At 48.0% G+C, this 19,768-nt stretch carries 12 protein-coding genes and 1 tRNA gene; 11 read left to right on the top strand and 2 right to left on the bottom strand.

What is annotated here, in order from left to right; all coding sequences use genetic code 11:
* Positions 1-24 precede the first annotated feature (24 nt).
* The 8 genes from ACP96_RS07435 (at position 25) to ACP96_RS18570 (ending at position 14,123) form a co-directional block, all read left to right on the top strand.
* Positions 25-98 (top strand) — tRNA-Lys (locus ACP96_RS07435).
* 690 nt (positions 99-788) lie between these two features.
* Positions 789-2,705, top strand: a complete 1,917-nt coding sequence (locus ACP96_RS17635; protein WP_082222486.1) for an AAA family ATPase — start codon at positions 789-791, stop codon at positions 2,703-2,705.
* Between the two features lie 1,116 nt (positions 2,706-3,821).
* The gene (locus ACP96_RS18575; protein WP_154020427.1) at positions 3,822-4,316 is read left to right on the top strand and encodes a hypothetical protein; all 495 of its coding nucleotides are present in this window, start codon (positions 3,822-3,824) and stop codon (positions 4,314-4,316) included.
* A gap of 99 nt (positions 4,317-4,415) precedes the next feature.
* Positions 4,416-8,360 carry an Eco57I restriction-modification methylase domain-containing protein gene (locus ACP96_RS07420; RefSeq protein ID WP_050032854.1) on the top strand — a complete coding sequence of 1,315 codons (3,945 nt, stop codon included), beginning with the start codon at positions 4,416-4,418 and terminating at the stop codon, positions 8,358-8,360.
* Between the two features lie 333 nt (positions 8,361-8,693).
* Positions 8,694-9,017, top strand: a complete 324-nt coding sequence (locus ACP96_RS19835; RefSeq protein ID WP_342764808.1) for a hypothetical protein — start codon at positions 8,694-8,696, stop codon at positions 9,015-9,017.
* 3,088 nt (positions 9,018-12,105) lie between these two features.
* On the top strand, positions 12,106-12,564 hold the full coding sequence (gene lrp / locus ACP96_RS07415) for an HTH-type transcriptional regulator Lrp (RefSeq protein ID WP_050032853.1): 459 nt from the start codon (positions 12,106-12,108) through the stop codon (positions 12,562-12,564).
* A 317-nt stretch (positions 12,565-12,881) separates the two neighbouring features.
* Entirely contained in the window at positions 12,882-13,067 is a 186-nt protein-coding gene (locus tag ACP96_RS07410; protein ID WP_050032852.1) for a hypothetical protein, read from the top strand.
* 243 nt (positions 13,068-13,310) lie between these two features.
* Entirely contained in the window at positions 13,311-14,123 is an 813-nt protein-coding gene (locus ACP96_RS18570; protein WP_154020426.1) for a hypothetical protein, read from the top strand.
* A gap of 30 nt (positions 14,124-14,153) precedes the next feature.
* Here the strand turns inward: ACP96_RS18570 and ACP96_RS07405 are convergent, their stop codons facing one another.
* A complete protein-coding gene (locus tag ACP96_RS07405) occupies positions 14,154-14,402 on the bottom strand; it encodes a hypothetical protein (protein WP_050032851.1) in 249 nt (82 codons plus the stop codon).
* Between the two features lie 69 nt (positions 14,403-14,471).
* Positions 14,472-14,720 (bottom strand): hypothetical protein, encoded by a 249-nt coding sequence (locus tag ACP96_RS07400; protein ID WP_050032850.1) that lies wholly within the window; start codon positions 14,718-14,720, stop codon positions 14,472-14,474.
* Positions 14,721-14,938: 218 nt separating this feature from the next.
* Here ACP96_RS07400 and ACP96_RS18565 point away from each other — a divergent pair, with 218 nt between their 5' ends.
* The 3 genes from ACP96_RS18565 (at position 14,939) to ACP96_RS17630 (ending at position 19,736) form a co-directional block, all read left to right on the top strand.
* Positions 14,939-15,415, top strand: coding sequence for a hypothetical protein (locus tag ACP96_RS18565; protein ID WP_154020425.1), 477 nt, complete (start codon positions 14,939-14,941; stop codon positions 15,413-15,415).
* Between the two features lie 1,310 nt (positions 15,416-16,725).
* Entirely contained in the window at positions 16,726-17,949 is a 1,224-nt protein-coding gene (locus ACP96_RS07395) for an AAA family ATPase (protein ID WP_050032849.1), read from the top strand.
* 5 nt (positions 17,950-17,954) lie between these two features.
* Positions 17,955-19,736 (top strand): 5-methylcytosine restriction system specificity protein McrC, encoded by a 1,782-nt coding sequence (locus tag ACP96_RS17630; protein WP_082222485.1) that lies wholly within the window; start codon positions 17,955-17,957, stop codon positions 19,734-19,736.
* Positions 19,737-19,768: the final 32 nt, after the last annotated feature.

Below are 19,768 nucleotides of genomic sequence, written 5' to 3'. Positions count from 1 at the left end.
GTCGACACGGGTAGAACTCTGTGAGGGCCGGTAGCTCAGTTAGGGAGAGCGACGGACTCTTAATCCGTCGGTCGCGTGTTCAAATCGCGCCCGGCCCGCTTCTTCACCGAACTATTCCGAGTCGTGTTGATCGCATGACGGCGACCTGATCGACTCAGATCCGGCGCATTCGCGGGTAGATTTCGTTCGATGACCGAACGGTGCCTCCTCACGTGTGGCATCTAGGTCATAGTTGACGCGCACTACAGCATAAATTTGTTCCATATTCAACATACTGTGTGGGAGGCCACCAGATGGTTCTGAACCGAGCAAGGATTGGTCTAGCCCAAATTTCTACTCAACAGCACAGTCGGTAAATTGGTGTGGACAACTGATTAACCAACGATAGTGATTACAGAGCTCTTCTGTTGGTTAATTCTGATTAGTCCGATTCGATATCAGCGACGCCACATCTACGCATGTCGTGGAGATGCCAGCAAATAGGAATTTCCGCAACCACCCAGCACGACCGCGACAGCTGGCGAGATCGTGACCAGAGAGTATAACTACTGTAGATAGATATCCCACATCCCAGGTAAATTCGATGTCTATCAGACAGGTCTCCAATAGCGATTGAAGATACCGGCTCTGTTGAAATCGTAAGCAAGGGATACATTCTGACTTGCTGCAGTCAGTACAGATCACACATCAAGCGGTTGGTTCTGTCTGTTGGTTTTGAAAGAGATGGGTTGTTCGGAGTGGATATTATGGAATCAGTTTTATTCATTTTCGGCTGAAAGTCAGATGACATGGAGTTGATTGCGGTAGAGATTCAGGGATTCCGCCGTTTCAACGATCCTACCAGCGTGCGACTGTTGGAGAATTTGATTGCGGTGATTGGGCAGAACGAGTCAGGTAAAACCTCGTTTCTGGAGGCTTTGGAAGAACTGAATCATGAGGAAGAAATCAGTGATCAGGATCAGACTCGCAGGGTGGATACAGATACGACGATAGCAGCAACCTTCAGTTTAGAAGAAGGGGACTATACAGATTTAGGACCTGTTGAGAATAGCGATGTAATTGAGAAGTGTACGTTCGTAAAGACAGAGAGCGGTCAAATAACCGCTAAAACGCAACCTAAGCCAAACCACGATCTCCAGCCTCGCCAAAAGGTACGATCTAAGCTAGAGTCATTTCTTGAGACAGAGGTGTTTGATGAAAGGGTTGGTCGAAACCCGTCTTCCAATTTGAAGAGATTGTCGAAGCAGTTAGAATCTGACGAGGATTATTTGGGAGATGAAACGATAACTCGGATCCAGGAATCTGCCTCGAATTTAGAAAAAGTTGTAGAAGATCTGGAATCAGATCAGTATGATGCAAATTCGGTCAAGGAGATGATTGGGTCTTTTCAGGAGTTGGCGGAGCATGAGAGAAATTCATCACCAAAACAGGCAAGAGATATTCTACTTAACAGGCGTCCGAAGTTTCTCTCTTTTGACGAGGATGATCGGGATCTAAAATCGAAATACGACCTGAGTAATACAATACCCAATCCTCCGAGCGCCCTGTCTAATGTGGCAAAGTTAGCCGATCTGAATCTTCAGGAACTCAAGAAAGCAGCTGAGTCCGGTAAGGTGCATGTTACAAGAGATTTAACAGAGGATGCCAGCGAAGAACTGGAGAAAGAATTTTCCAAGTCATGGGTTCGTAGCGATGTCGTACCGGTTCTCGATATAAACGGGACTGTTCTCCATATAAACGTCCGTACACCAGATGAACAGAATCGAGCGCCAATTCACCAGCGGAGTGATGGTTTACGGTGGTTTGTAGCGTTAGTTTCCTTCTTGAATCAAAGAGATACCGGTGAGAATCCAGTTCTGCTGGTTGATGAGGCTGAGAGGCATCTGAGTTATGATGCTCAGGCGGAACTTGTCGAGGTGCTTGAGACGCAGACCGTTGCGCAAAAAGTGATCTATACTACCCACTCTGCTGGTTGTCTTCCCTCTGATCTTGGCAGAGGTATCCGTCCTGTTATACAAAAAGAAGGTGAGAGAAGCGACATCAACAACGGATTTTGGGTTGATGAGCCGGGGTTCAAACCGATTATGATGGCAATGGGTTTGAATCCGCTAGCTTTCACAGTTGCTCGAAACTCATTGATTGCTGAAGGCCCATGCGAAACTATTCTATTACCGACTCTTATCCGTCAAGCGACTGGGAAAGAAGAATTAGAGTATCAGATTGCTCCGGGAGCTGCAAATGTTGGGGAGAAACGGATCTCGGAATTGCTGTCAGAGACTGGCAGGTCGGTGATCTTGCTTGATGGTGATGGAGGTGGTGTGGAAAACAGAGAAGATCTCGTGGAAGCTGGAGCCGACGCCGAGAAAATTAAGACTTATCGTACGTTTTCGGATGAGGGGCTGATTCTGGAGGATTTTATTGACCCGGAAAAATATATTGAAGCGGTTAATGACGAACTGAACGAGTGGCAGGAGCCGGGTGTTGAACTGGATGTAGATGATATCCCGGATGTAGCCCGTGTTCATGCTGTAGAAAATTGGTGCGAGGAGAGTGGTTTGGACGCTCCCTCGAAAGTCAACGTGTCACAGAGATTGGTTAAGATGGCATCAGAGGGCGCGAATATAGTTGATTCGAAACGAGTGGAAGTTCTCTGCGAAATTGACGATTGGGCTACTAGTTGTTTCGTACATGTTTCCGACCCCTAGTAATCTGTAGAAACTCATATTCTCTCCTTTTTGTTGAGTAACGGTCAATGGACCTTTCCATCGAGATATTCAGAACTCAGTAGAGGAAATTCCTCTGTTTCAACGAGATGTATTGGGACTTTGCCTGATTTCCTATTTTGCTTCCACCGAGGTGGTATTATTGTTCGGTCAGAATGCTTCGAAAAACGAACCGCGACAGCTCCGCCGTGTCGTGGGTATGCCCGCAGATGATCTTCAGCTAGTCCCTACCCGCACCGCTGACACGCATGAGTATCGGTATATTCACCGCAGACGATTCGGTCTGAAATCGTCTAAAATGGTAAATACAACCGAGTCAAAAGTCGGGGACCACGTACCTGAAGTAGCCTCAACGTAGCCAGACAGTTACACTCACAAAGTGGTGTGTATATGTAAGATGGGGCCCTCATATCGGTAGATCGTTAACTAGGAGACGCCGACGTACAGACGGCATTCTGAACGAGCTGGCTCAGCAGCTGATGCTCGTTCGGACATATCGATTAGGGGTAGCCTGGACTCCGCCTCTTCGTACACTTGTGAGAGACATCTCACGGATTACCAGTTCGAACTCGACGTCGACGGGCCGGTCCAGTACCACACAATCGATGTGAGCCCCCTGGCACTGCCACCGATTCCGAGTTGTGGCTGACTCAGCCGACTGCTGGGGGTGCTGAGTGGGCCGTCAGTTTGGAGTCCCTCGCGGGCGTGTTGCTGTGCGGTGCATAGTAGGATTTCTTATGCACCTATGAAAACTTATGTTTCCACCGCGCGGAATTGAGGACGACGAGCGCCTCAGTCGGGGGCGACTCAGCAGCGCGCGATTTTTGCCGGCGTGCCGGCGTCGACGCCGACTATGCGCCCGTCGAACTCCACCCGCACGCGTTCGAGAACCACTGTTGACGTGTCACTAACTTGCTGTCCTCGGGGGCGACGTCGAGCACCAACGCACAACACCATGTGCCAACCAAAGTCGGTGATTACCTAGTACTGTCTGGACAAACACTGGACACCTCGCTTCCGGTAGTGTTGGGATACTAGAATAGATAACATTCCATTTTGATAACCATCTTTATATGCAACGTTTAATAACAAATCTACGTGAAAAGTCGCCGAACTGTACTTGGGACTATTGCTGGTAGCGCAGCACTCTCTGGGTGTGTTGGTATTAGTGACTCTCATGAAGAGAATTCAGATGGAATAAGGGTAACAAACAGACATACTACCATGTCTGGAGGAAATCAAATATTAGTCTTGAATTATGAGATCAATCTATCAGAGGGCGAATGGGCTAGCGTAGAGTACCCTGTTGATTTTGATTGCTGGTTTTATATGGATTCTCAGCCTAGTTCTGGTTCAATGCAGATTGCTCTAGGACATGAAAAGGATCTTTATGGGTATCGAGGCGATGGAGATCTGAATCCGTATCTTATGCGAACGGGCTCTGATGAGATCGGAAACCAAGATGAAGTGTTTGCTGAGACATGGGGAACTTGGGAAATGATTATTGACAATACAGATTATTTTGATGGATTCAATCCCACCGGTGATCTCTCTGGGGAGCTAGAGATCATAGTTGAAGCAATCAACGCCTGAGTCCGGACTATGCTGTCCCATTTGAGATGACTAAGGCTAGTATGACACCGTAGATTCGTACACACACTTTCATGTCGTCGGACGCGAAAGCCGTCATCAATGTCGGCCTCCGACGCACAGACTGAGTTTGATTTTGATGAGTTCGACACCACTGTCTCAGACGACGATGTCGATATTGTAATCAACGCTATCGACTCGTGCATCCGGAGCCTTCGCGATCAGTACACGGATGATGACGATCTCGACAAAACGTTCTCTCGAGGACGGGGAGAATACGTCCCCCGATCGGACTACACACGGGATCAGCTTGATCCCGAACCACTAACGCAGGATCGAGTTATCGAACCGTTGCTCGATGTACTCGGCTACTCAGACTACGGGGCCGAAGCTGGTGACTTCTCCTCTACTCGTGGCGAGCAAGCAGACTACGCTGTGTCCCTCCGTGACATCGACAGCGTCGACTCAAGTCGGCTACTGATTGAGGCAGAACCCCTCAAGAAGCAACTCGAAAACCGTGGGCATGGCGTCGATCAGGTGAAGTCGTGGCTTAGCCAACGCGAGTTCGAGTCAGACTTCGGCTTTGCGACGGACGGACTGCGCTGGATCTTCATTCGCTACGACGCAGACTCGTACACCCACACTACCGTTGCTGACGTTGATCTCCAACCCGTCTTCCTGACGCTGTTCGAGAATCAAACTGGGGCGTCGATGGCTCCAACGGACGCTGTTTCTGAAGAGGAACGTGAGCTCATCGCCGAGCTTATCCGCACCTTCAATTTCGACAACTTCCGCTCGATTATCGACGACGCGCAGGAAGTGCTCAAAGAGAAACAGGAGGAGATCACAGACGAGTTCTACGACGACTACATCCGGTATGTGTTCGGCGTCGACGACAGCGACGTCGACGGAGAACGCCGGGCGCGGAGTCTCGTCGGAGACGGTGTCATTGCGCCGGGAGAGGCTACTGGTGACGACACACGACTGTTCTCTGTGGAGCTGATGAATCGGCTTGTGTTCATTAAGTTCCTCGAAGACAAGCGCATCGTCCGGCCGGACTTACTGCGCACGATTGTCGATACGTACGAGGATGGCGTCTATACTCAGTCAATGTACGAGACGTTCCTTGATCCGCTGTTTTACGACGTCATGAACGTCAAGCCGGATCGAGAAGACGGAGAGCGTACGGACGTGATCGATTTGTACTCCGACATTCCGTACCTCAATGGTGGCCTATTCCGGCCGGAACTCAGCACAGACTCCGATGTCGATGAGCGCCAGTTCGACGTACGAGACAGCGTCCTCAAGTCGATCATCAACCTACTCGAACGTTACCAGTTCTCCGCTGATGGGGGGCCGACAGATATTGATCCGTCCGTACTCGGCTCTGTATTCGAGAAAACGATCAATTATCTCACGACGGATCCAGGTGATCAGAACAAAGAGCTGGGTGCCTACTATACACCGAGTGAAATCACACGGTTCTCTGCTGAGGAAACTGTTCAGCCAGCTCTCCACGAGCGTTTTCAAGAGTACCTAATCGAAGAACGCGGATGGCGTGAGGTAGAAGCACGCCAGAGCGATACTGTCTATGAACTCATCAATGATCTCGCACCGAAAGATTCGCTTATTAGAGGCCTGCTTGAGGATGTCGTCGATGAATTCTACGTCGTAGATCCGGCCTGTGGAAGTGGCCACTATCTCACCTCTGTACTAGAAGAAATTGTCTCAATCCGCACTGCATTATACGCCCAGATTGATTCCCACCCGAGGCGATTCCGGCTGAAAAAGGCGACTGTCCAGAATAACATCTACGGAGTGGATATTGTTGGGCCAGCAGTCGAGATTGGAAAGCTCCGCTGCTGGCTGTCAATTGTTGCTGAGCTGTCCAACGATGATATTGAGAACCTCAATCCGACAGAACTGGCACTTCCTAACATCGCATTTAACCTCCGAACAGGAAACAGTCTGATTGGGTTCACGTCATTCCCTGAGTCGACTGACGATGGGGGGTATACACTTGAGGCATTCAACGAAGACAGTGTGAGATCGCGATATCAGGATGTGATTGAGCAAATTAACAAATACGAAAGAGCTGGCGAGCAAGGATTGTCGGAACGTGCTGATGAGCATTACCAGAAGGCTAACGAATTGTTGGAGGAATATCGGCCTGAGCTAGATTCATTAATCTACGATGAGTTCCTTAGCTTGGACGTAAGCGTTGACTCAGACACCCTGCGTAACGATTATGGTGAGAAAATCAGCGCGGAGGTATTTGAGGCAATAGAAGGAGATCTCGCGACGGAAATCACGAAAGAGGATATCGATGCATTCGATACATTCCACTGGATTTTGGAGTTCGCCGAAGTCTATGCTCACGGTGGATTCGATGTCGTAGTTGGAAATCCGCCATGGGAGGTACTTACATCCAACAGAGAGGAGTACTTCTCGAAGTTTGACGCGCTCTTCAGAACTCGTTCGCTTGATGAGAAGGATCGGATCGAATCTGATCTACTAGATAACCCAGAAACAGCGAAAGGTTGGATTGAGCACCAACGTCGTATGGACATTCTGAGTACATACTTCAAGCAAAGCAAGTCTTATTCTCTTCAAAGTCCCGATGTGGGTGGACAAGCAAAAGGAGATCTCTCGATGCTGTTTCTTGAAAGGGTGTTTTCTCTTACTGATGAAGACGGGTATGTCTCCAAGTTACTACCTGGAAAGTTGTTCACTGGGACTGCGAATAAGGACTTACGGAACCACCTTCTCTCAAACACAGAGATTGGATATATCGTTGGCTTCGAGAACAAGGGAATGTTTGAGGAGATAGACGATAGATACAAATTTGGAGCGGTAACCTACAAGAACTCTGGTAGCACTCAGCAGCTTCGCGTGAAATTCCTTAATAGAGATCCAAGAATACTCCAAGACGTTGAAGAGCACACGTTCAATGTCCCAGTGGAGGTACTGAGGGATTACTCACCACAGACGGCAATTTTCCCTCAGATAACTAACGAAAAAGAGGTTCCGCTCCTCAGAAAAATCGTCCAAAACCCACCAATCAATAAACCGTTAGAAGACAACTGGTACATTGATCTGTATAAAGAGGAACTCAATCGCACCCGCGACTCAGATCGATTTGTAGAGAATGAAGTCGAGGGTGACTATCCTGTATACGGTGGCGGGAACATCTGGCAGTACGCTTACGACAATACGTTTTGGGATGATATTGCACCGCCAACGTTCTGGAGCGTCGAAGAAGATGTCAACCCCGACAAAAGCGCAAAACGACGAGTAAGGGAAAAGAATGCGAAGCGCCTGAAAACAGCCATTTTCAACGCATTCGATGGGAGTGGGTCTCAGATCGGGTTCGTGAGAGATCTTCTAGAAAAGCACAGAGGAACCGAATTCTCAGAGTCGGACGTACTTCTCGACTGTACTACACATCGAATCGGAATCAGAGAGATCTCAAACAACACTAACGAACGGAGCAGTGTTGCTGCGGTATTGCCTCGCGGTGTCGTTTGTCATCATAAGTGTCCGACAATCCGGCCGTACGAAATCAACCCTACGGAGGATGATCTCAAAAAAGAACCCGCACACGGTGTCTACGAGCGCATCTTTACTGATAAGGAGTTGTTCGCTGCGCTTGGCATCTTAAATAGTGTCCCATTCGATTACATCGTTCGCACGAAACTCGACACCAGCCTTAGCATGAATATGTTCGAAGAGTGTCAGGCACCACGTCTCACGAAAGGAGACGACTGGTTTGAGGATGTGTGGAAGCGCTCTGCCAAACTCAACTGTTATGGGGACGAATTCGATGATATTGCATCTCGACTTGGTATTCTGCCTGTCGAGAGTGATTCCCAAAGAGAGATCCTACAAGCGGAGATAGACGCTGCGATGTTCCATGCCTACGAGTTTGATCGAACAGAAACGAAATTCATGCTTGAGGACTTCCATAAGGTGCGGAGTCCGAGGGTAATGACAGACGAGTACTTCGATCTTGTACTAGAGAAGTTCGACGAGCTGGCAGCGGGGTAGGCCGACTTCCCCCCCAGTCGTCTCTGTCGCTACCTATCGGGTTGTGAAGTGTTACTACCGTGGGTAACATAGTACCAGACGAGTTGTCGACGACTCTCTCCCTCTCTATCTCTCTTTGATCGAGAATTGAGGTTGCTATTCAATGTCTGCTACTGATCCACTCGACGATGTCGCGCTGAATACATACGGAGTAGAGGTTCCAATAGCTCTGTCGAAATCCTCTCCTTCAGACATATTCTTGTCTGAAACATCTGGTCGCTGAAGGGTGTGTGATGACAATAAGTATACTATTCATACCCAAACAATTTTATTCTTTACTCAGGTCTTTGTCACATGGAACATTGTGATGAGTGCGGGTCAATGATGTCTTCAACGGGTGACGGATGGACTTGTAGAAATTGTGGATTCAACTTTTCAGAAGACTCAGGTGCTTCAGAAGAAACTATCGACACAATTCGTAGCGAGAAATCAGAACGAAGATCAACTCAGAGTGAGCTAAGCAAAGTTCGTAACAAACTCAGTTTAGTCACTAGTACAATTATACCGCTTTCTTGTCCTAGTTGTAACGAAGTAGGTGCAACTTTGGATATAGAGAATAACACCTCCCCAAAATTTGTATGCGAAAAATGTGGATATCGGTGGGAAACAGATAGCTGAATAGCTGCGCTCTTGTGTAACATATTGTTGACTGACTATTGTCTTGCGCTGTGTGGTTGTGTGAAATGAATTGTGAGTCCCTTGTACTGACCACAGATCGATGGGTATGTATCACCTTCTGAGGATTTCAACAGAGCCGTTCCAATCAAACCCGACACCTTTGAGACGACAGAGACGGCGTCGCTGACTATTGCGGAGACGGCTGCGCAGTCTATCGTCTCCAAAATCGACGAACTAGCTGACGACGACGCCTCGTAGGTCTCCACCAGGTGTCGTTCGACATGAATGGCCTCGAGGACGCATTCGAGGGCGACGAGATCGAAATCGCCACCGTCCAGACGCGGATGGAGCTTGCTGTGGTGGGTGATGAGTCGTCGATGCCAGCGACGCAGTAGACGTCGATGTCCAGCTTGGCCCCTAGTTGCCTGCCGACGTATCCAGCAGGCACCGTCAGTCGTCTCACACTGGCAGCTGTCCGTTTTGCCTCCCACGTTTACGGTACAGGTCTCCCGACTCGCCGACGACATCGAAGCCGACTGAGGACGTGTGGGGTGCCACGTGTCTCGCTGTATCGCTGGGAGCTGTCTCGAGATCAACATGGCCATGTCGTCTCACAGCGATCACAGACCTCAGCGATAATGCTGATCTTGGTGTAATTAACCCACTTACGCCACAGATAAAACTGTATGGATAGCACAAGATCAACGTATCATCTCGATGTCTGAAGTAAATACATATATGTATTATTATATTTCTTGAACTATTGATACTTCCACCTGCTAGCTGTGTCGGAAGTGAGGATTCAGCTCCTACCACTGAGACCTCCAGCCTGAAACCCATCAAACTTCACCAGCCAGAATCGATTCTCCGGTGTCTACAGGCGTTTCTTAGCAACTCCGGACCCCCTCTAAGTGGTAGGCGACTCGGAGTTGATTGCGACGCTTCCTGAGGCATCCTGAGATGTCTCAGTAAATATCGACTGTAGTACTCTTCAATTCGAAGAATTGCAAGTCACTACACTGTAAGGTTGTAACTAACAGCTACACAAATGGGCTTCAACTACTGTTGGAGCCTATTTGGAGGGGTTGCCCCCTGACTCAGCCTGTGTGGACCTCCATCTATTCAGATTCGCGATTTAGTCTTGGAGGGTTTTACTTAGCGCAAGTCCTCATGATTCGTTTTCGGCTTGTATACAAAATATTATACTATTAAGAAATTTTTAATCTGCTTATAAATTGTTCAGACCACACAATACTTGTTTGCCACTGTTAGTGGTCAGTCGGCCACGACTTGGTAAGCGCTGCGAGATCGACGTCGCCGGCACCGAGTCGGTGTTGACTGGGGTGCCAGCTGGTCGGAGGCGAGGCTGTTTTTTGGAGCTCCGGAACTAGCCACACATTAGACCTCTACTCAGCACAGCCGGCAACGGACTCCCCGTTTCGTCACTACCAGGTACCGCGTCATCTCCGACCGACGCCCCCAATACTGAGTGGTTCCCGACCACCACACTGCTGTGACAATCGCTGTAGTCTCGAGGCCCACCCAGCGCCTATGTAGGGACCAACCGAGACTCAGTCGCGACGGAATCCTGGGGGCTTCCGTCTAACGCAACTAAGCCTGTAGCGGGGCGTCTGCTGTGTGGATGACTGCCGACACCTGCGGGCATACAACGACAGGTGGGAGGCTGTAGCGGTGGCGGAGGTATCCTCGGTGGATCGGATCCTCTCAATAGGTACTCTCCGTCCAATCGGAATATTCAGCGAGGAGGTTCACTTATCCAGCGATCTGAGCAATGGCTGGCAGTAGATTATGCGGAAATGGGATTGTATCTCGTGCAGATCGCGATGCGAACACCCGCAAAGTGGTGTGTTCTCATCTGCATATGGTGACGACAGACAAAGATGCTGATGATGCGATCCCCTGATCAGAGAACAAGTAATTGCGGAAAAGTGGTATGTGGGCAGCCAGAACCACGAGATTACAGTTGGTTCCGCTAACGGTACGTCATAGTAATTACGGAAAAGTGGTGTCTACTGCCCGAAAACAGCCGTGTTCGGCGTTACAAATTGCGGAAAAGTGGTGTGGTGAATTGCGGAAAAGTGGTGTGTCCGGCTCTGTGATCTGGAACGCTAACACATGAAAGCTAGAAATGATTCGGAACGGACTCCTCACCTGCTCAGGGTAGATAAGGTACCTACTCGGAGCAACCGTAGCAGTGTGACTCTGTGTACGCTTTAGCGGAAATTTCGACCTTCCCCCGCCGTTCGGAATATCGAAGGCATGAAGCATCGCGCACGCGCGAGGAACTCTGCGTTTTTTCATGGGCCTTCGACGAACTATTTCAGAAGCACTTGGCACAGTTGTGAATGGTACTGAGCTAGATTAACAGATCTCAGTGGTTGCATCCCAGTGGACAGCAGAGAGAACACGGTGGGGGTTGGTACTACACAAGCCCGTTCGTACCAGCATATCCGATCTTCCTCAACTGAAGGCACACAGGGCAATAGATCACAGTCAATCTCAGTTGGATAATACAATGCAAGAACTGTGCGTCAAGCTTGTACTTCCATATTAGGAGACAGGCCTGTTTGACACAGATACAGTACGAAGTGTGGACGTACTTCGACTGCTTCCCCACTATATACTATGCACATCGTAGTCTGACCTTGTTTGATGACCCGTATCCAATGATAAAACAGGTATCACCACTCAACTGTCGACCTCAGGAGAACCTCCTTCGCAACACACCGGTACAGCCTGGAATACCTAGGTGGCCGGTTCTTTTGGGCGTTCCATACGACAATCAAACAGGTTGTCACCCATATCTTTCCAGTTATCTATACTTTGCTTGGAATCCGGTAGTAGATGGTCTGTAGGCACAGTTTAGAAAAGAATTGATGAAGACAAATCGAATGGTGTCTACATGTCATATTCGCCGACCACTGGATAGTTGGGTTAAGCTAGCCGACGACTCGAACTACTCATCGCCACCGTCGTATTTTTTGAATATAGCTCGTCTTTAGCTGAGTTAATAGTAACGTGGTGGACATGCGTAGTATTATAGAACCGTAGAACATGGATGACCGTAATGACGTATGACAATCTCGATCGCAAACTCGTGAACTCTCTGCTCGGAGACGGCCGGGGTAGCCTCCGAAGTCTGGGAGAGGAACTCGATGTCTCTGTAACAACCGTCTCTAATCACCTTCGTGATCTCGAGGATGAAGGCGCGGTGCGAGGATACACACCGATCGTCGATTACGGCAAACTGGGCTATGACGTAACGGCCGTCCTTCAGCTCAAAGTCGAGGGTCACGCACTGCCGGAGATTACGGAGAAGCTACGACAGGAAGAGCAGATGGTGAGCGTGTATGAAGTCACCGGCGACTCCGATATCATCGCAATCGGAAAATTCATTGACACCGATGATATGAACGATCAGATCAAGTCGCTGCTCAACGACGCGGACATCCGCGAGTCGAACACGAACGTCGTACTAAACGCTGTCACAGAACACGAGCAGTTCGAACTTGACATCGAAGAATAACCATGCGGGCCATCCGTCTTTAGCTGAAGACGAGTGATCTTCCTGTGCGTTGGACTAGTTACTACGTCGACATCGACTATTGGGGCTTCCGTCTGACGTAACTCAGCCCGTGATAGTGGCAGTCGGTGTGTCGTGCTAGTGCTGATACGAGATAGAAGATCGGGTGTCTGTGGGGTTTCGACACGCTGTGCAGAGGCGATTACAGTCTCAATTCAGGTTATCCGGTGCGTCTAAACAAGGCCAAAACAGAGTATTCGCGCAATTATCACAGTTCATCAGCGAACGAACTATACGACGCAAATATCTAACCTATTCTAATGGCAACGATCGTCCTCAAAAACGGCTCGAAGCGTGAGTTCCAACGAGTTGAATACGATGACACCGGAGGCAGTGTAGTCGCCTACGAAGACCACAGAGAGGTGGAATCATTCCCTGCCTTCCACGTCGGCTCAATTCTCTATGAAGACGGACGCGTGTATATCGAGGACGAGCCTGGCGAGTAGAGATTAACCAATGATATCCTGCTACACCCGCTCTGTTGATTAATTTCCCCTACAAAGAGCGTCGGGGCGCCAACGTTTTGTGTGTCCTAGTCCCCCTTGCTCGTCTCGCAAGTGATGTTACTGACGGTGCCGATCTCACCAAGTGCGTCGGTGGTCTCCGCATTCCTTGATACACCAATAATTTTAAACTATAGATGAATTGTCAACCGAAAACTTGAATGTTTAGTTTGATACTGACCTTCTATGGCTGAAAATTCAGAATACCGCATCTCTGAACTATCGGATATTCATGAATTATGGTATGATGGGAAAAGAGCCTGCGAAGGATGCCCCCGTCGTGATTGTGACCACGTTACGGCACCAGTATATGGTTACGGTGATAATCCGGCTGATGTTGCAATTGTCGCTCAGGCGCCGGGCGGTGATGATGTGAAAGATACCACTGGATCTAGAATTGGCAATGGAAGACGAACGTGGCAGAATTACTCAGATACCGGCGACAGCAGTGCTACACCAACACCTCGCGATGGATTTCAGGAATCCAATCTGGATACGATCGGGAATTACGAGGACGACATCGCTCCTATCATTAATGCATTTGAGGAGGCATATCAGAACCTACTCGATCGTTCTTGCAGACTGTACTACACTCAACATACGAAATGCAATGATATCAACGACGTTGACTGGTTCGACCCAAAGAATGACGAAGGGCAAGATCGGTGTGTCAGCTACTTGATTCCTGAATTAGAGGTTGTTCAGCCAGATATTGTCCTAGTAATGGGTGGCAAACCGAACAACCACCTACAACGTGCTATGAGGGATGTAGGTGTGGAAACTGAACTTCCATCTTCAGTCACGGACACTGTATTTGCTGACGGGAAGAAGGGGACGAAGGTACGAACATACGAAAGTTCATCTCTTGATGCTGAAATTCTTCCTAGCTTCCATTACGGATTTAGAGGTATGGGCTCGATGAAGAGATTTACAGAAGTGGATAGTGATAAAGAGTACTGGAAAACACTTGCACAGGGTGCCGTAGAACAGATCAATTAGTATTCCGGCTAGATCGACTGTGTCCGCACGTCATGATCGGTTCGCGGTGCACGTGTCGCCGTCGACGCTGATGAGGTAGTTGGCCTCCAAGTCGTCGATGATGTTCTTGAGCTCGGTTAGGTTCACCTGCGACACGTCTGACTCTTCGAGGTAGTCGATGATCGGCTCAAGTCCGTCGACAACTCCGTCGCCTTTGACATTGATGGTGTCGACGACTGCACGCTTCCACTGATCGATCTCGTGCGTCGTTGCTCGGAGGACGTCGAGGCAGCGGACCACGTTTGCGACGTCCTGAGCAGTTGCGACACCACCAGTGACCTGTTCGAGTCCCTCTTCAGTACGGATGTTCTAGTTGACCGTCTCACGCGAGTGAAAGTTGACCATCGTACTCGCTTTGACGAGATTGGCGACCATGTCGTAGACACGGTTCGACTCCGACCGCGAGTGTTTGAAGATGGGCTCAAGCACCGCCCAGACGTCCCAGTCGAAGTCCGAGCCACCGTTGGGGAGTACAGCCCGTTTCGGCGCGTTCCGCTTCAGCTCGAGCATGTGCGCCTGCAAGCGCTCTGTGCCGTCCCCGAACTGGTAGCCGTGCAAGATGCACCGTGCGTATCTCGCACAGAATTATCTCCGATCAGGTCGGATCGGTCAACACAGATGGTGTATACAGCAGGACGGCCTATTTTTGTAGCGGAGACGTTAAACTAGCTGTTCACTGAACCGATAAGGCCACCCTACTTAATGGAATATCTCACAAAATTTTGAGCTAGAAAAATACCAAAGAATTATTTATAGTCTTAATACTACAATTAGTTGTGAGAAATCTATCACGTCGGAATGTTATCGCTTCAACTGTCACCGCTATCGCAGTATCTTTAGCTGGCTGTTCAGGAGACGATAATCAACCTGATACGAATTCAATTAATATCGGGCCATTTAGTGGAGAATATGAGATACCTGAGGATGAATATGCAACTACTGGTATATTCAATAGTGACCGTCAAGGCGAAATAGGCTATAATTTCACTGTGACTAGTGGTCCTGAAGTTGATGTTTATCTTCTGACTCCTGAGGATGTGGATCGATATGAGAACGGTCAAAGTTTTAATTATTTGTCACATACTACCGATTCACCTCCAGACGCTGCTATTGTTGATTCTGTAACAGTGTCGGCTAATACCGCCACACAAATGCTGATTGATAATACTGAAGTAGGTGATGTCTCACCACCGACAAATTTCGATGACGATGTTGCAACGGTACAGTTGAAAGCGTCATATGCTGACAGCTGAAGATATACGAAGTCAGCCTAGTGATAATAAGAGCTCATTACATCTTCAGCGAAAGATACGCGCGCTGTATCTCGCACGAGTATCGGGACACTTCGTTGAGCTGGTAGAATCCTCAACGCTCAATACGCAGGTGTGTTCTCACAGGTGACTCAGTCTAACCACGGATGAAATCAAGCCCTGTGAATCGTTCTATAACACCCTCGCTAGTTGTCTACAATATCGCACTGTGTTGACCCTACGAGTCATTTGTTGGTGTTGATATATGGCAATCCTGTTGGTGTCGAGGTGAGGGATTATGTTTGACACAAGTCAGCCTGTAACGGGAGCTGTCGCCGGAGTATATCTCGGTTATCTGCCGAGCATCCACGACAATGCTGTGCAGGGCCGATGCGGAGTGCTGTTCTCAGAGTCTAGTGCGACGATACGACTATGAGAAGCCGACACTGACTCGACGTCGATTCCGGCGACGCTGTTGGGCCCACGTCGCCTTCCGCACCAATAGCACCTGTGTGGGCTGTGAAGACATCATGAGTAGTTATCTCCATGAGGTTGAGCCCAAGGTCAACGATGAACAGACATCTTTGTGACCGATTGTGCGCCGTGTGAGGACAGCACGAACAATCCACCTGCGCCTAGGCTCAATTGTTGTACACATCCTCTGTGCTCGGAACGGACTCGCAATCTGCTCAGAGTAGGCGAGATACTATTCAGAGAAAACATGGCAGAGGTCTCTGTGTGGGGTTTAGAGAGAATTTTGAGGCTACCCCGTCGTTCTCGAAATCCAAGACATGAGAGCCTCGCGCACGCGCGAAACGAGGAAGCGATTTTCTCGGGAGTCCTCGACGAACTATTTGGCACAATTCTGAATGATACTGAGCTAGATTAGTAGATCTCAAAGAACAGCAGTGAGAACACGGTGGGGGGTTGAGATCACCACACCCAGTCGTACACAACACATCCAGGCTCCTTCTCAACAAAGATGAGCACACCAAACAGTCGGACCACAACAGGTCATGATCAGCTAGTACAAGGTTACAAACTCAGCACCAATTCTTTAATTTTCAATCCTACAGAAGAGTCAAATTCGGTATCCAACTAGAACACAGTAAGGACACACCTTGACCGACTCCCTCCACTATATGCTATGCACATCGTGGCAGGCACCGTGATTGTAGATTTATTAAAGGCTACGAGATCCCCGCAGAAGAATATTAGTTGTATCCAGTAGTGTTTTCAAGAGAATAACCAGTCTATCTACGTCCGTTATATTGGAACGAAGATATATAATGTTGTAGTCCAACCGTTATTCAATGGCAACCAGTCAACGGGAAGACACATACTCGATACAAAACGTTAAGGATCTGTTAGATCGCCCACTAAAATCAAATCCCGATATGGCTGTTGACGCTATTAATAATGCTGAACAAACTGAAGTACTCCAATTTCTCGTTGAAGATCATAAAATTGATGTCGAGCATGACGGACAAAATAGTTTAGGACCGGTTAGACGTGCGATTTTGGAATCCGGCATGGCTTCTAGGGAGTTGAAACAAAAAGTTGCCAGTCGAGGGGACGACACTACTAACTTAGATACCTTAGTTCCCGATTCGGTTCATCGGACAGCGTTAGGGGCTCTTCAAGCAGGCAAACCGGTTGTTCTCTACGGGCCAACGGGAACCGGAAAGACGACATTCGCTAAACAGTTGGCTCTGGATGCTAGTATCGGATATACTCTCGAAACAGCATCTCCATCTTGGACTAAACAAGATATTATTGGTCGAGTGGAACCAAAATATAATGAGGATACAATCAGCTACGGAAAGGAACCTGGTTGCGTCTCAAAAGCTGTTCTACGGGCCCGTGACTTCGGAGAGGACTACACTGTTATCATCGACGAGCTCACCAGAGCAGATATATCTAAGATTTTTGGACCACTCTATACCGCTATCGAAAACGACCACCAAACTATCTTCACAACTGACACTGGACGAACCATCGAGCTCGATCCCGACGTAAACATTATCTGTACGATGAATATGTCGGATCGAACTGTGAACGAGCTAGATAATGCAATTACTCGTCGATTCGCCATGATCGAGGTCTCTGAATACGAACATCAAGATCGGCAGAAGCTCTTCTCAACTTGGACTAGGAATCAGCTTGAAGAAATCACTGTCGACGCAGAAGAACTGCAAACTCTGTTCGAAACAGACTACACACAGCTCAACGGCATCGGACCTGATAATGAAGGCATCATCCAGTTTGGGCCGATGCATTACAGAGATGTTGCCAAGTTTATTGGCGAGACTACTAGGAATAATGGAGTCTATGAAAATGATCCTAAAATAGCCGTTGGAGAGGCATTTAGAACATACATTGTTCCTCGGTTACTAAATGCTGCTACTTATTCACAGATTAACAAACTCGTAGATCATTATGACTCCCTCGACAACAAATTTGCATACGACTTGTCGAGGGCAATGGCACTCGTAGAATCCGAACTCGAATCTGAGGAGCAGAGGATGGGGACGTAGTTTCCATGAGCAGTAGTGCCCTCCCGAATCGAGTCGAGATTCAGGAGCGGAATGAGAAAACAATCAACAATTGTCCGCCTGAAATAGGAGAGCAACTCCAACGAGCAGCATTCGACAAAGTAGCTGCTAACGAATTCGAAAAAACCCGCACAACGAGGGAAAGCAAAGAGGAGAGAAGCGTTGTCAAAGCGACTGTAGATGAAGGATCGCTAACAATCTCTGTCGAAGATGTTGTAGGAGTTGTCAACCTCACACCGACTTCGAAACTACAGATCAATCCCAAGATCGGGTGGGAGGAGATCCTTGAAATGTTCCTAGCGATCCAGAGACGTAACAGATCGCTACGGTACCACGGAATTCCAATTGATGACTTTCTTTCAGAAGATATTGAAATAGAGGATATATTTGTCGTGATTGCCATCAACTACCTGAATAGTCTGCAGCCAATCCACCGAAATGGATTTATCCGACACTTTAAGAACGAACAATATGACGCAGTCTCTGGTCGTGGAAGAATCGATGTTGAAAAGAGCTTACTGAACAAGGCACACGGAGTACCAAAACACCGATTTGTTAAGAAAAATATCGACTACTCTACCCCAGTTAACAGTCTGATTTATCTAGCAGGTAAGCAACTATTACAATTATTTCAAGATTCATCCAGCGAGTATAATCATAAACAGTATTTCCAGATCTTCAGCTCGCTACGGGAAGAGGTAAGACATCTAGAGGATCTCGGCGTCTCCACAGATTGTGTCGACTTACATAGGGTGAAAACCACAGATATATCTGATCTTCCACGACAGCGTCGGTATTACTCTAATGCAGTCAAAACATCTAAAACTATAATTTCATCAACTACTGGCCAATCACTTGAATCAGGACGAGAAGATCTCACGGTCGACTTCATTTTGGATATGGATCAGGTGTTCGAGACATTTAGCCAGATTACATTAGAGAAAGAGGTCGAATACCTGAATGAGTTAGATCCAGGTAATGTTGAGGAAAAGATCACGGTTGAGGAAGAACCTACGCTGCAAGTATTCAACGACGACACAGTAGCTACATATCGGCCAGACCATGTCCTCAAAAATTCAGGTGACACAGTCGCAGTTCTTGACAGTAAATACTATTCTCGCCACAATGACCCCAGTCAACAATCTGAGGTCCGGTCCCGAATGCTCAGCTATGCTTTCCTCTTAGATTCCACAGAAATGGTATTTTTATGCCCGTTTGGAGATACAATTTCGAGAGATTTGGAGTCCAGGGATGGCAGTATAACGCTTGTGAGACCTGGTGAAGATTTCAGCATCGAGTCCTATCGTAGATCTATTAAGGATTACTTAGAGTCTCTCTTTGATGTTAATAAGCAGATTGAATCCCTCCGAGAGGATATTCAATATCCGATTGCTCACACGGAAGTGGAAAATATAGATCTAGATATTATCGATCAATTTGATATTTTTCGAGTTAGTGAAGATAATTTGACTGCATTCTCACGCGGTGTACGTAGGTCTGCTATTCGCCTCTCTAACGAGGTAGCTCGATTTGACAATTTACCTAGAAATAAACGGCATGATTTGCTTGATGAGATTAAAAATGGACTCTCAATGGATGAAAAATACAATTACTGCATCCCCGTTTTCATTAGAGACAGTAAAAACGAGACGATACCAAATACTGATCAGGACTGGGATGGAGAGGCAATCAAATATTATCACTTGGAAGAAAACACGGGAAAAATAGTTGATGTTTCTGAACCCGGATATATTAAACTTAAATGGTAGGTTGTCTTTGATCGCTGTCTCAATCAGCCATG

Source organism: Halorubrum halophilum, from assembly GCF_000739595.1.
Classification (GTDB): domain Archaea; phylum Halobacteriota; class Halobacteria; order Halobacteriales; family Haloferacaceae; genus Halorubrum; species Halorubrum halophilum.
Note: the sequence above shows the minus strand (reverse complement) of the source record. Positions and strands in the feature narration are given on the sequence as shown.

Bases quoted from the DNA above. Each gene is read 5' to 3' on its own strand.
- ACP96_RS17635 (WP_082222486.1), top strand. From the start codon at position 789: ATGGAGTTGATTGCGGTAGAGATTCAGGGATTCCGCCGTTTCAACGAT.
- lrp (WP_050032853.1), top strand. From the start codon at position 12,106: ATGACGTATGACAATCTCGATCGCAAACTCGTGAACTCTCTGCTCGGA.
- ACP96_RS07420 (WP_050032854.1), top strand. From the start codon at position 4,416: ATGTCGGCCTCCGACGCACAGACTGAGTTTGATTTTGATGAGTTCGAC.
- ACP96_RS19835 (WP_342764808.1), top strand. From the start codon at position 8,694: ATGGAACATTGTGATGAGTGCGGGTCAATGATGTCTTCAACGGGTGAC.
- ACP96_RS18570 (WP_154020426.1), top strand. From the start codon at position 13,311: ATGGCTGAAAATTCAGAATACCGCATCTCTGAACTATCGGATATTCAT.
- ACP96_RS17630 (WP_082222485.1), top strand. From the start codon at position 17,955: ATGAGCAGTAGTGCCCTCCCGAATCGAGTCGAGATTCAGGAGCGGAAT.
- ACP96_RS07410 (WP_050032852.1), top strand. From the start codon at position 12,882: ATGGCAACGATCGTCCTCAAAAACGGCTCGAAGCGTGAGTTCCAACGA.
- ACP96_RS07395 (WP_050032849.1), top strand. From the start codon at position 16,726: ATGGCAACCAGTCAACGGGAAGACACATACTCGATACAAAACGTTAAG.